At 56.7% G+C, this 13,564-nt stretch carries 12 protein-coding genes; 4 read left to right on the forward strand and 8 right to left on the reverse strand.

Annotated elements, in window-relative coordinates; translation table 11 throughout:
- A partial coding sequence (locus ACESMB_RS12820; protein ID WP_372971735.1) for a hypothetical protein occupies positions 1-221 on the forward strand: 221 nt, incomplete at its 5' end.
- A 101-nt stretch (positions 222-322) separates the two neighbouring features.
- Here ACESMB_RS12820 and pssA read toward each other — a convergent pair.
- The 4 genes from pssA to ACESMB_RS12840 form a co-directional block, all read right to left on the reverse strand.
- Entirely contained in the window at positions 323-1,174 is an 852-nt protein-coding gene (pssA, locus tag ACESMB_RS12825) for a CDP-diacylglycerol--serine O-phosphatidyltransferase (protein ID WP_372927129.1), read from the reverse strand.
- A 90-nt stretch (positions 1,175-1,264) separates the two neighbouring features.
- Positions 1,265-2,281, reverse strand: a complete 1,017-nt coding sequence (ilvC, locus tag ACESMB_RS12830; protein WP_135956668.1) for a ketol-acid reductoisomerase — start codon at positions 2,279-2,281, stop codon at positions 1,265-1,267.
- Positions 2,282-2,348: 67 nt separating this feature from the next.
- Positions 2,349-2,840, reverse strand: a complete 492-nt coding sequence (gene ilvN / locus ACESMB_RS12835) for an acetolactate synthase small subunit (protein WP_348296940.1) — start codon at positions 2,838-2,840, stop codon at positions 2,349-2,351.
- A gap of 2 nt (positions 2,841-2,842) precedes the next feature.
- Positions 2,843-4,561: an acetolactate synthase 3 large subunit gene (locus ACESMB_RS12840; protein ID WP_372927128.1), complete on the reverse strand. Its 1,719-nt coding sequence runs from the start codon at positions 4,559-4,561 to the stop codon at positions 2,843-2,845.
- Positions 4,562-5,057: 496 nt separating this feature from the next.
- Here ACESMB_RS12840 and ACESMB_RS12845 point away from each other — a divergent pair, with 496 nt between their 5' ends.
- The gene (locus ACESMB_RS12845; RefSeq protein WP_372971736.1) at positions 5,058-5,516 is read left to right on the forward strand and encodes a DUF4124 domain-containing protein; all 459 of its coding nucleotides are present in this window, start codon (positions 5,058-5,060) and stop codon (positions 5,514-5,516) included.
- 74 nt (positions 5,517-5,590) lie between these two features.
- Here ACESMB_RS12845 and clpB read toward each other — a convergent pair whose 3' ends face one another.
- The 3 genes from clpB to rluD all read right to left on the reverse strand — a co-directional run bounded on the left by clpB (position 5,591) and on the right by rluD (position 10,021).
- On the reverse strand, positions 5,591-8,167 hold the full coding sequence (gene clpB / locus ACESMB_RS12850) for an ATP-dependent chaperone ClpB (RefSeq protein WP_372971737.1): 2,577 nt from the start codon (positions 8,165-8,167) through the stop codon (positions 5,591-5,593).
- 143 nt (positions 8,168-8,310) lie between these two features.
- Positions 8,311-9,054, reverse strand: coding sequence for a peptidoglycan editing factor PgeF (pgeF, locus tag ACESMB_RS12855; protein ID WP_372971738.1), 744 nt, complete (start codon positions 9,052-9,054; stop codon positions 8,311-8,313).
- Positions 9,044-10,021 (reverse strand): 23S rRNA pseudouridine(1911/1915/1917) synthase RluD, encoded by a 978-nt coding sequence (gene rluD / locus ACESMB_RS12860; protein ID WP_372927124.1) that lies wholly within the window; start codon positions 10,019-10,021, stop codon positions 9,044-9,046. Before rluD ends, pgeF begins: the two co-directional genes overlap by 11 nt.
- 138 nt (positions 10,022-10,159) lie before the next feature.
- Here rluD and ACESMB_RS12865 point away from each other — a divergent pair, with 138 nt between their 5' ends.
- Complete coding sequence (locus tag ACESMB_RS12865) at positions 10,160-10,993, forward strand: outer membrane protein assembly factor BamD (RefSeq protein WP_372927123.1); 834 nt, start codon at positions 10,160-10,162, stop codon at positions 10,991-10,993.
- 39 nt (positions 10,994-11,032) lie between these two features.
- On the opposite strand, the gene ACESMB_RS12870 is transcribed toward ACESMB_RS12865, so the two are convergent.
- Positions 11,033-12,697 carry an NAD+ synthase gene (locus ACESMB_RS12870; RefSeq protein ID WP_372971739.1) on the reverse strand — a complete coding sequence of 555 codons (1,665 nt, stop codon included), beginning with the start codon at positions 12,695-12,697 and terminating at the stop codon, positions 11,033-11,035.
- Positions 12,698-12,782: 85 nt separating this feature from the next.
- Between ACESMB_RS12870 and ACESMB_RS12875 the strand changes: the two genes are divergently transcribed.
- Positions 12,783-13,564: PAS domain-containing protein (locus ACESMB_RS12875; protein ID WP_372971740.1), on the forward strand; the 782-nt coding region annotated here is incomplete at its 3' end.

Genomic DNA, 13,564 nt, shown 5'->3' on the forward strand with positions numbered 1-13,564 from the left:
AGCGCCCACACGAATTACTTGGTCAACTTTTTAAAGAGCGTTCGGGGCTTGCCCGATCAAGGTGGCGTATTCTACATCGAATCGCTGCCTTGTCAACCGTTAATTTTGATACCGATTTGAAACCGGAAAACTATCAACTAAAACAAACGGCTGTCTTTCGATTTCTGACCCGCCTCAGGGGCGTGTCCCTCGAAAGAGACGCGAATTCTACAGAGCCCTGAGTATGTGTCAACGAGGTTAAACAACTATTTTTGCCCTGTCTCGGTTAGCACCTATGCCGCTGATCAAATCGCGATCAAGGTGCTCATTTTCTGGCCCGGATTCAGGCCGACTGGTCTGCTGACTGGCGCGATTTTCTGAACAGCGCGAGAACCGGGCCCGACAATGCGTAAACGAGGAACCCGGTGAACAGCACCGTGGCGGGGTCAAGTGCCACCACCACAAACACCAGAACCACCAGAAGAATGGCGGCGAACGGCACCCGCCCCCGCATATCCAGATCCTTGAAGCTCTTGTAGAGGATGTTGCTGACCATCAGCACACCACAACCACCAACGACGATGATTGTCATCAATGTCAACCAGCTGGCCGGCTCTACCGCATGGAAGCACCAGACCAGACCGGCCACGCAGGCAGCCGCTGCCGGACTGGCCAATCCGACGAAGAATTTCTTGTCCACAGAACCGATCTGGGTATTGAACCGCGCCAGGCGCAGGGCCGCGCCGGCAACATAAATGAAGGTAATGGCCCAGCCAACCTGGCCAAGATTATTCAGTGACCAGAAAAACGCTACTAATCCCGGCGCGACACCGAAGGCCACCATGTCAGCAAGGCTATCGTACTCTTCGCCAAACTTGCTCTGGGTATTGGTGAGCCTGGCGACGCGACCATCGAGCCCGTCCAGTATCATTGACACGAAGATCGCAATGGCGGCGTTATCGAACACACCGTTGGCTGCAGATACGATGGCGTAGAAACCGGAGAACAGTGACGCAGTTGTAAGCGCATTCGGCAGAAGATAAATACCCTTACGACGGACAGGAGTACCTTCAACGAATTCTTCCTCAACAACCTCGCCGGACTCGATGTCAAATTCTGGTCCTTTAGGGTCGTTATGCTCCTGATCATCACTTGCTGCATTGGCTTCGTTAGCCTGTTTTTTTTTGTCACTCATTCCAGTCACTCCGGAAAGCATTTAGGCGGAGTATATACGAAAAACGCGGCCACCCGGGCCGCGTTTTCCAATTCAGTCCGGGTTACCGGCTCAGTTTTTCTCTTTGTCCACGATCTTGTTCGCCGAGATCCAGGGCATCATGGAGCGCAGTTTTTCACCTACGGTCTCGATCTGATGCTCGGCATTGATGCGACGACGGGCCGTCATGGACGGATAATTGCTGCTGCCTTCCTGAATGAACATCTTGGCGTATTCACCGGTCTGGATACGCTTAAGGGCATTCCGCATGGCTTCGCGGGACTGCTCGTTGATGATCTCGGGGCCAGTCACATACTCACCATACTCCGCGTTGTTGGAGATGGAGTAGTTCATGTTGGCGATGCCGCCTTCGTACATCAGATCAACAATCAGCTTGAGCTCGTGCAGACATTCAAAGTAAGCCATTTCCGGCTCATAGCCGCCATCGACGAGGGTTTCGAAAGCTGCTTTGACCAGCTCAACCGTGCCACCACACAGAACAGCTTGCTCACCGAACAGATCGGTTTCAGTCTCGTCCTTGAAAGTGGTCTCGATGATACCGGTACGGCCGCCGCCGATACCGCTGGCATAGGACAGTGCCAGGTTCTTGGCATTACCGGAAGCGTCCTGGAAGATCGCGATCAGGTCAGGGATACCGCCGCCACGGGTAAATTCCGTGCGTACTGTGTGGCCCGGTGCCTTGGGAGCGATCATAATCACGTCCAGATCTTTGCGCGGCACGATCTGGTTGTAGTGGATCGAAAAGCCGTGGGCGAAGGCCAGCGTAGCACCCTGCTTCAGGTTCGGCTCGATCTCTGCATTATAGAGCTGAGCCTGGAACTCGTCCGGTGTCAGAACCATAACCACATCAGCAGCGGCAACAGCAGCAGGAACGTCGCTGGTTTTCAGACCATAGGCTTCTGCCTTGGCAATCGAAGAGGAACCCGGGCGCAGACCAACCGTAACATCAACACCGGACTCTTTCAGGTTACACGCATGAGCGTGGCCCTGTGAGCCAAAACCGATGATGGCAACTTTCTTGCCCTGGATGATGGAAAGATCACAATCCTTATCGTAATAAACCTGCATGTATAACCTCTATATATTGTATTGGCCTGTTCGTGGCCGTCATTGTACAGAATGATGTCAACGCCTGTTACAGGCTTAAAACCTTCTCGCCACGGGCGATGCCGGAAACACCGCTACGGACAACCTCAAGCACACCTGACGTGCCAACAGCCTGGATAAATCCGTCCAGTTTTTCACTGTTACCGGCCAGCTGGACGGTATAGACGGAACTGGTGACATCCACGATCTGACCGCGAAAAATATCAACGGTACGTTTGATTTCAGCCCGCTGTGAACCGGTTGCCTTGAGCTTGACAAGCATCAGCTCGCGCTCGATGTGCGCGCCCTCGGTCAGATCCACCAGCTTGACCACCTCTATCAGCTTGTTCAGCTGCTTGGTGATCTGCTCGATAACCCTGTCAGAGCCGGTAGTAGTCACCGTCAGGCGTGACAGGGTCTCGTCCTCGGTAGGCGCAACCGTCAGGGTTTCAATGTTGTAGTTGCGCTGGGAAAACAGCCCCACCACACGTGACAGCGCACCTGGTTCATTTTCAAGCAAAACAGAAATGATTCGACGCATGATCAGACCCTCTCCGTCTTGCTGAGCCACATGTCCTTCATCGAACCACGAGCCACCTGCATGGGATAAACGTGCTCGAACCGATCGACATAGATGTCAACGAATACAAGCTCGTCTTTCATTGCCAGCACTTCTTTCAGCTTCGGCTCCAGATCTTCCTTGCGATCGATCCGCACACCAACGTGACCATAGGCTTCCGCCAGCTTGATGAAGTCCGGCAGCGAGCCCATGTAGGACTCGGCGTGACGAGACTCATAGTTCATGTCCTGCCATTGCTTGACCATCCCCAAAGCCTGATTGTTCAGGTTGATGATCTTTACCGGCAGATTGTATTGCTTGCAGGTGGACAGCTCCTGAATGTTCATCTGGATACTGCCTTCGCCAGTAATACAGAGCACCTCGTCGTCCGGATGGGTCAGCTTGACACCCATCGCCGCTGGCAGACCAAAGCCCATGGTGCCCAACCCTCCAGAGTTGATCCATCGGTTGGGTCTGTCGAACTTGTAGTACTGGGCCGCAAACATCTGGTGCTGGCCTACGTCTGCCGTCACGAACGCCTCGCCGTTGGTGAGCCTGCAGAGCGCTTCCACTACTTCCTGGGGCTTGATGACATCAGGGCTGGTTTCATAGCGCATACCGTGGAAAGCCCGCCACTCGTCAATCTGCTTCCACCAGGCCGCAATTGCTTCTGCGTCCGGCTTTTCCTTGCTTTCCTTGACGAGAGTGATCATTTCCTTCAGCACCGCATCCACCGGACCTACGATGGGAACGTCCGCATCAATGGTTTTGGAAATGGATGCCGGGTCAATGTCGATATGAACGATGCGCGCACCTGGGCAGAATTTCTCCGTTGCGTTGGTCACCCGGTCATCAAACCGGGCGCCCACACACAGGATCAGGTCCGAGTGGTGCATGGCCATGTTGGACTCATAGGTACCATGCATGCCCAGCCAGCCCAGGTGCTGCTTGTCGGAGGCGGGATAGCAGCCGATGCCCATAATGGTATTGGTGATCGGATAACCGAGCATCCTCACCAGCTCGGTCAATTGATCGGAGGCCTTGCCCAGAATCACGCCACCACCGGCGTAGATGATGGGGCGCTTGGCCGCCATCAGCATATCCACGGCCTTTTTGATCTGACCAGCGTGGCCACGAATGGCAGGGTTGTACGAACGCAGCTTCACCTTCTTGGGGAACACATACTCGTAACGCTCGTTCGGCGTGGTCATGTCCTTGGGGATATCAATCACGACAGGGCCGGGCCTGCCAGTCGCGGCAATGTAATAGGCCTTACGGATGATTCCCGGGATTTCCTCCGGATGACGAACGCTCAGGTTGTGTTTCACGACAGGACGAGAGACGCCGATCATATCGGTCTCCTGGAATGCATCTTCACCAATCAGGGTTGATGCGACCTGACCGCACAGCACCACCATGGGAATGGAATCCATGAATGCGGTGGCAATGCCGGTAATAGTGTTGGTGGCTCCAGGACCCGAGGTAACCAGCACGGTACCCGGCAGACCGGTGGCACGGGCATAGCCGTCAGCCATATGGACAGCGGCCTGCTCGTGACGTACCAGAATGTGCTTTACTTTATCCTGCCTGAACAGCGCATCATAAATATGCAGCGCTGCACCACCCGGATAGCCATATATGTATTCAATCCCCTCATCTTGCAGGGACCGGATCAGCATATCGGCGCCAGACAATAACTCCACGATGTTCTACCCTCTTCTACGAGTGAATGAGCCGGGATAGGTCCCGGTTGCCTGGATGTCCGGGCACAAAGCTTCTTGTGAAAGCCTGGCCGGATATTCCGCCACACCTGCTGTAAGAGGTTGTCTCCTGGCCAGCCGCCCTCCTGAGGGTTGCGGAGAACGGCCAATCAACGGGTTGCACGTAAGCAACAACCAGTCCGCGACCTGCGCGGGGCATTCAGTGTGGTAATTAACGGGGGATACTCGCACGGGATTGCCTGCCGTATTGACCCCAGTCTTCAGGCAATCTGCAATTTTGACAGCGCTGAACTCCCTGTCAATAGCGGCGGCGCTATTCTCTGCCCTTACCCGACAAAGGTCTGCCATACTTTGTGCAAGTATTTGAACCAGACTCAAGAAAGTTCGCTTTACAAATGGCATGATAAACATAGGCTAGACAGAGACGGTGCTGTGTAAGGCAGTGCTCCGACAAGGCTAAAGCGGAATGAGTAGAGGCATGAACAGAAAAATTCTCACCCTGGCAGTACTTCTGGTTACGGCACCAGCGATATCTTCGGCTGCGTCCGTCTACAAATGGACCGATGAGAACGGGGTTACCCACTTCGGTGACAGGCAGCCGAGCGGCCAACAGTCGGAGCCTGTCAGTGTCCGCACGGGGAAACGCTCGGAGGGCAATCGCCAAAGCCCGCAGGAACAGGTCAAAGCCCTGGAAAATGAGGAGGCTGAACAGGCCGAGCGGCAGGAAGAGAGTGCAGCGGAAGAAGCCCGACGCAAACAGCGGGAAGCCAACTGCGAAACCGCGCGTAGCAACCTGAGCATCCTGCAACGCAACAGCCGCATACGCGTTGAAGAAGATGGTGAGCAGCGCTATCTGTCAGAAGAAGAAATTGAGGAACAGCGCGAGAAGTTTGAAGAAATAGCTGACGAGAACTGCAGCGAACCTTCCGAAGAATAAGCACGACAATCCCAGCGCGAGTGACCATCTGAACACAAAGGCGGAGCAATGCTCCGCCTTTGCAGTTCTGGTCATCAGGCCCTGGAAAACTCCAGAGCATGATCTTCTACCGTTCCGCGAATGGTATCTCCGGACTGGAAATCGCCCTGGAGCAGCCTCTGCGCCAGAGGATTCTCTATCATCCGCTGGATCGCACGCTTCAGCGGGCGAGCACCGTAAACCGGGTCGTACCCTACTTCCGCAAGCAACTCCATGGCCGCATCGTCCAGCTCCAGCTTCATGTCCTGTTCTTTCAGGCGCTTGCTGAGGATCTCGATCTGGACCTTGGCAATGCCCTGAATCTGGCCTTTGGCCAGCGGATGGAACACAACCACTTCATCCACCCGGTTGATGAACTCAGGTCGGAAGTGAGTGCCCACTACCTCCATAACTGCTGACTTCATGGACTCGTAGTTCTCCTCACCCGCTTTCTGCTGGATGATATCGGAGCCCAGATTGGAAGTCATCACGATGACCGTGTTGCGAAAGTCCACCGTCCTGCCCTGACCGTCGGTCAGGCGACCGTCTTCCAGCACCTGCAGCAGTATGTTGAACACGTCCGGATGCGCCTTTTCCACTTCGTCCAGCAACAGCACGGAATACGGCCGGCGACGAACGGCTTCTGTCAAATAGCCACCTTCCTCGTAGCCCACGTAGCCGGGAGGCGCACCGATGAGCCGGGCGACGGAGTGCTTCTCCATGAACTCGGACATATCAATGCGCACCATCGCCTCTTCCGTATCGAACAGGAAGGCAGCCAGCGCCTTGCAGAGCTCGGTTTTACCCACGCCCGTGGGCCCGAGGAACAGGAATGAGCCGTTCGGACGGTGAGGATCCGAAAGACCCGCACGTGAACGCCTTACCGCGTTGGATACAGCTTCCAGCGCCTCGTCCTGACCAATGACACGGTCATGCAGCGCGTCTTCCATGCGCATGAGCTTGTCACGCTCGCCTTCCAGCATCTTCGAAACCGGTATGCCGGTCCACTTGGAAACGACCTCGGCAATTTCTTCATCGGTCACCCGGTTACGGAGCAGTGTCATCTCCATCATCTCCGCCTGGCTGGCCATATCCAGCTGGCGCTCCAGCTCTGGAATCTGGCCGTACTGGAGCTCGGACATGCGGCCCAGGTCGCCCGCACGGCGGGCGTTCTCAAGATCAATCCTGGCCTGCTCCAGCTGACTCTTGATCTTCTGGGAACCGTGCAGAGCGGCTTTTTCAGTATTCCAGACTTCTTCCAGGTCCGCGTATTCGCGCTCCACTGCGCTGATCACATCGGAAAGCTCCGAGAGCCGTTTCTTGGAGGCGGCATCGGTTTCCTTTTTCAACGCTTCACGCTCGATCTTCAACTGGATCAGGCGACGCTCGAGGCGGTCCAGTGCTTCCGGCTTGGAGTCCATCTCCATACGGATCTGACTGGCTGCTTCGTCCACCAGATCAATGGCCTTGTCCGGCAACTGACGGTCCGCGATGTAGCGATGGGAGAGCTTGGCGGCCGCAATGATCGCGCCATCCGTTACTTCCACGCCGTGGTGAACTTCGTAGCGCTCCTTGAGGCCACGCAGTATCGCGATGGTGTCTTCCTCGTTGGGCTCGGAAACCAGTACCTTCTGGAAACGGCGCTCAAGGGCGGCATCTTTCTCGATGTTTTCGCGGTATTCATCCAGGGTGGTGGCGCCCACACAATGCAACTCACCCCTCGCCAATGCAGGCTTGAGCATGTTGCCCGCGTCCATGGAACCTTCGGCTTTGCCGGCGCCGACGACGGTATGAATCTCGTCGATAAACAGAATGATCTGCCCTTCCTCCTTGGCCAGCTCGTTAAGCACAGCTTTCAGGCGCTCCTCAAAATCACCGCGGAATTTGGCGCCAGCAATCAGCGAGCCCATATCCAGAGACAATACGCGCTTGTTCTTGAGGCCCTCAGGCACTTCGCCATTGACGATGCGTTGCGCAAGTCCTTCGACAATGGCCGTCTTGCCGACGCCGGGCTCGCCAATGAGTACCGGGTTGTTCTTGCGCCGACGCTGCAGCACCTGGATGGTCCGGCGGATTTCATCATCGCGACCGATCACCGGGTCAAGTTTGCCGGCCTCGGCACGTTCGGTCAGATCAATGGTGTACTTGCTAAGGGCCTGGCGGTTCTCTTCCGCAGAGGCGTCGTCGACCGACTCACCACCGCGAACTTCATCAATAGCCGTTTCCAGTGAAGATTTGTCGACACCCTGCTCACGCAGAATCCGACCGAGTGCACCCCGGTCTTCCAGGGCGGCAAGCAGCATCAGTTCGCTGGAGATGAACTGGTCTCCGCGCTTTTGGGCCAGCTTGTCAGAGATGTTGAACAGTCGCCCCATGTCGTTCGACATGGACACATCGCCAGCAGAACCCTGTACTTCCGGCAGGTTCTCAATTTCCTGGGCCACCGCCTGGCGAACCCGGCCCGGTTCGGCGCCAGCCTGTTTCAGTAATGGCTTGATGGAACTGCCTTGCTGATCCATCAGCGCCTGCATCAGATGCACAGGCTCGATAAAGTTATGGTCCTTGCCTACCGCCAAGGACTGGGCGTCTGCAAGTGCTGTCTGCAGCTTGCTGGTCAGTTTGTCGATTCTCATAATCGTGGATTCCCTGATTTCTGTCATGCGGCCCGGAACCGAATTCCTCGGGCCACATATGGTCTGCTTTGACAGTTAATGTAAGGGCGATCGGCGGGACTTCAAGCGGCCGGGCAAAAGAAGTGTCAGAAAATTGACGGGCATCATGTCATGTAAATCAGGCTTGCCATTCGTCCGGTTTGCCCATCACGGCGGTATGAAAAAAACCTTTGCTGGTCCGTCACTGTGCAGAATTCGCCGCCGTATACCTGCAGCACACCTGCGGTAGCCAGCCTCTGCCTGGCCAACTGGTAAATATCCGCCAGGTAGTGCCCTTCCCGGGATGGGCTTGCAGCGAACGCATCGGCCGCCAGTGGATCATCGAGAAGGAAAGCCTCACGCACCTCCGGCCCCACCTCGAACCTGCCCGGGCCAATGGCTGGGCCCAGCCACGCCAGGACACCGGCCGGGTTTCCGAAGCGTGCCACCACCTGTTCAAGCACACCGTCGGCCAGCCCCCGCCACCCGGCGTGAGCAGCGGCTATCTGGCCCGTTGACGGGTCACAGAAAAGTACCGGCAGGCAGTCCGCAGTCAGCACTGCACAGACGTTTCCGCGCGACCATGTAGTACTGGCATCAGCGCGAACCAGTCCGGCTGCAGGAAGGTCCACCACATCGGTGCCATGTACCTGGTTCAGCCAACCAACACTGGCAATATCAATTCCCAGGCGCTCACAAAGAATGGCCCGGTTTCGATTCACATCTTCCGTCGAATCCCCAACATGGGACCCCAGGTTCAGGGTGTCCCAGGGAGCCTGGCTTACGCCCCCCATCCTGGTGGTACTGACGGCTTTTATCCAGGCGGGGGCCGGCCAGTCAGGAATGATAAGGGGCAACTCAGTAGTCATTGTGCTCCAGTTCCTTGACGTGCTTGCGAAGGGCTGCGAGTAGTGTCTCCATATCCTCAGGCAAAGGCACCTCCCAGGACATCAACTCACCCGTCCGGGGATGCTCAAGTGTCAGCTGTCGGGCATGAAGCGCCTGGCGCTGGAAGCCGGCCAAAACGTCACGCAGTTCATCGGTTGTACCTTTGGGAAGGCGCAGACGGCCACCGTATTGCGGGTCCCCCACCAGGGGATGCTTTACATGCGCCATATGGACCCTTATCTGATGCGTGCGACCACTCTCAAGCTTGCATCGCACATGGGTGTGGGCAGCGAAGCGCTCTATCAGCCGATAGTGAGTAACCGCCGGTTTGCCGGTTGGCACTACTGCCATCTTCTTGCGCTCTCGGGGGTGGCGGCCAATCGGCGCGTCTATGGTCGCCCCGCCTGTCAGTGTGCCCACCACAATGGCTTCGTATTCCCGCCCCATGGTCCGTGTCTGCAACTGGTCAACCAGCGATGTGTGGGCAATCAGGCTGCGCGCCACCACCATGATCCCGGAAGTATCCTTGTCCAGACGATGCACAATACCGGCCCTTGGCAGGTTTTCCACTTCCGGGGCATGATTGAGCAACGCGTTAACCAGGGTGCCGTCAGCGTGCCCTGCCGCAGGATGGACTACCAGGCCTGCGGGCTTGTTGATCACCAGCAGGTGCTCGTCCTCGTAGACAATATTCAGGGAAATCGACTCCGCCTGCCAGCTGACCTGCGCCTCTGGCTCGGCGTCCAGTTCCAGCCTGTCCCCCAGCATGACCTTGTCGCGGGGTTTGCAGGGCTTTCCGTTCACCGTCAGCACCCCGCTTTTGATCCAGCCCTGCAGCCGTGAACGGGAATGCTCCGGCATCAGTTCCGCAGCGGCCTGGTCCAGGCGGCGGTCGCTGTGTTCCGGCGGAACAGTGAAGCTGGCGATGATACGGTTTTCAGATGACATTGAGCCCCCGGGGCCGGTGATAAGTGTTACGTTTGATTCAGAAATTTCCAATCGACAGCGAGTGCCACTGCACAAGGGGGCAGATCCCCGTTACAATGGCTCACCATTCGAATTTTCGCCATTATACGGGATTCCGGCATGAGATCAGTTGTTCGATTACTGCTAGTGACTACCGCAGCACTTATGATCAGTGCCTGCGCCTCCAACAAGCAGGAAGAGGTGTTGCCGGAAGAAACCTATTATGAGAACGCCCGCGACGCAATGAACTCGGGCAATTTCAATGAAGCCGAACAGAATCTGGATTACCTGGAAACCTACTACCCGTTCGGTCGTTATGCGGAACAGGCCCAGCTGGACCTGATCTATGCCCGCTACCAGAACCTTGACCTCGAGGGCGCCCGCGCCGCCGCTGATCGCTTTCTGCGACTGAATCCGCAAAGTGACCACGCGGATTATGCCATCTATATGCGTGGACTGGCTTCCTACAACCTGGACATTGGCCTTGCTGCCAGATACTTCCCGGTTGACGTTGCAGCCAGGGACCCTGGTGAGCAAAGGCAGGCCTTCCGCGATTTTTCCGAGCTGCTGAACCGTTATCCATCCAGCGAATATTCGCCGGATGCCCGCCAACGCATGATTGCCATCCGCAACCGCCTGGCAGAGCTCGAACTCTTTGCGGCCCGCTATTACATCAGCCGCGAGGCCTACATCGCTGCCAACAACCGTGCGAGCTTCATTGTTGAGAACTACTCCACCACACCGTCCGTTGAAGAAGCGCTGATCATCCTGGCGGAAACCTATCGTTTCCTCGATCTCAAGAAGGCGTCAGCCGATGCCGTGGCCATGCTTGAAGACAACTTCCCGGACAGCAACGCCTTCGACGAGGACGGCCAGTTCCAGTCGGACATCCTCAAGCGCGAGGATCGCTCGCTGACCAACGTTGTTACCTTTGGCCTTATGGGCGACGAGTAACAGCCAGCCCAGAGGGCTGCCACCGCAGCCCTGTTCCGATCAATTTCCGCTCTTCCAGCCATTGGTAATAGGGTAACGACGGTCCTTACCAAAACCCCGCTCGGTAATCCGTACGCCGATCGGCGCCTGCCTGCGCTTGTATTCGTTGATATCCACCAGCCGCACAACCCGGTCCACGTCTGCCCGGTCAAAGCCCTGGGCCACAATGGCGTCGGCACTCAGATCACGCTCTACATAAAGATTAAGGATCTGATCGAGCACGTCGTAGCCTGGCAGGCTGTCCTCGTCTTTCTGATCCGGCGCCAGTTCCGCTGACGGCGGCCGGGTAATGACTCTCTCGGGAATCACCTGCGAAAGCGTGTTGCGATACCAGGCAAGACGAAATACCAGGGTTTTGGGGACATCCTTGAGGACATCAAAACCGCCCGCCATATCACCGTACAAGGTGGAGTAGCCCACTGCCATTTCGCTTTTGTTGCCGGTTGTCAGCACCAGTGAGCCAAACTTGTTGGACAGGGACATCAGCAATACGCCCCGCAATCTGGCCTGCAGATTTTCCTCGGTGGTGTCCGGTTGCTTGCCCTCGAACGGGGCGGCGAGGGTTTCCATAAAGGCATCGTACATGGGCTCGATGGAGAACACGTCGTACTGAACGCCCAGGGCAACAGCTTCAGACTCAGCATCCTCGATACTCATACCCGAGGTGTAGCGGAACGGCATCATTACCGCGCGGACCCGGCCAGCCCCCAGAGCATCGACAGCCACGGCCAGTGTCACCGCCGAATCAATGCCGCCAGACAGTCCGAGAACTGCTGACTTGAAGCCGTTCTTGTTGACGTAATCCCGTACGCCAAGCACCAGCGCCTTGTAGACATTTTCTTCCAGGGACGGCTCGGCAATCTCAGGCCGGGAAATCGGCTGGCAATGATGTTCACAGATGAAATCCACCGGATAGAGCCCCTCACTGAACTGGGGAGCTTCCGCAGCAAGGGCTCCGGAATGGTCATAGACCATCGAGCCGCCGTCGAAAACCAGCTCATCCTGGCCGCCAACCAGGTTTACATAGGCAATAGTGACCCGGTTTTCGCAGGCCTTGCGCTCGATCAGTGCCTTGCGGCGATGCTGTTTGTCGATGTCATAGGGTGACGCGTTGAGGTTGATGACCAGTCTGGCGCCAGCCGCGGCGGCATCTTCCACCGGTCCATCGCTCCAGATATCCTCGCACACGGTAATACCTACCGGCACTCCCCGAATGTCGGTCACCAGAGTGTCGGCACCCGCCGCAAAGTAACGCTTCTCGTCAAACACCTGGTAGTTGGGAGGGAACTGCTTGAAATAGCGACCAGTGATGTTGCCGTCCTCAACGACAACGGCCGCGTTGTATAACAGAGCACCTTCCCTGATCGGGGCCCCGACAATAACCGCGGGGCCAAGCCCGGCATCCTGCAGGGACGCCAGCGCTTCAGCAATGCGCACGTCCATGCTGGGGCGAAGCAGGAGGTCTTCAGGGGGGTAACCGGTCAGACACAGTTCCGGGAATACAACCAGATCTGCCTGATGCTCTTCCTCCGCACGCCGAGTGGCCTCAATCACCTTATCGGTGTTGCCGGGAATATCGCCCACCAGGAAGTCGAGCTGGGCCATAATCACTCTCAGTTTTCCGGGCCCCTGGCCACCGGGTGACTGATCCTTTTGCACGGACATAACGCAGCTCCTGTAACTCATTGCCATTAAAAGGCTATTATAACCCCGCAGAGCAACAGAATTCTTCCGGGATACCCATCGGATTATGGCAGAACCATCGACAACTGATCTCCAGCCTAACGCGGATACCCCTCCCGCCAGCCAGAGGGGCAGACTGTTTCGCATCTACAACCATTACAGAGTGGTTGTCAGCATCATTCTGGTTGCGCTGTTGTTTGTCGATCCGATCAACTTCGATTCACGCTTCCAGGCCATGGATTATTACCAGGCCGGAGTGGTCAGTTATCTGGCTATCAACGGTTTTATCGCGCTGGTAATGATGGCCGGCTTCCAGCCCAAAAGCCGTCATATCACCATCTCGATCCTGATGGACATACTGATCCTCCATGGCCTGCTGCTTTCCAGCACCGGCATCACCAATGGCCTGGCTAACCTGGTCATCGTTTCCGTGGCAGCCGGGAACATCCTGACACCAACCAGAATTGGCACTTTCTACGCTGCACTGGGGGCAATATGCTCCCTCGGCATTTCAACCTGGTCCGTCCTGGCATTTGGTGACTCGGCGGATGAAATCGTCCGGGCCGGGTCCCTCGGCATCCTCTATTTCGCGGCCGCCTTCATCCTCCAGTACATCTCCCGTCGAATGCTACGCAGCGAGGCACTGGCCAGTTCACGGGCCCGAAGCATTGCCGAGCTGGAACAGATCAATCGCCAGATCATACAACGCATGCGTACAGGTATCCTGGTTCTGAACCGGTTCGGGCATATCCGGCTTGCCAACGCGGCAGCCGAAGAGCTGCTTTTTGGCATCGCCAGTGAAGAAGCCAGCCACCAGCCGAGCCGGGGGCGCAACCTGCCCCAGCCACT

Source organism: Marinobacter sp. (genome assembly GCF_041686475.1).
Classification (GTDB): domain Bacteria; phylum Pseudomonadota; class Gammaproteobacteria; order Pseudomonadales; family Oleiphilaceae; genus Marinobacter.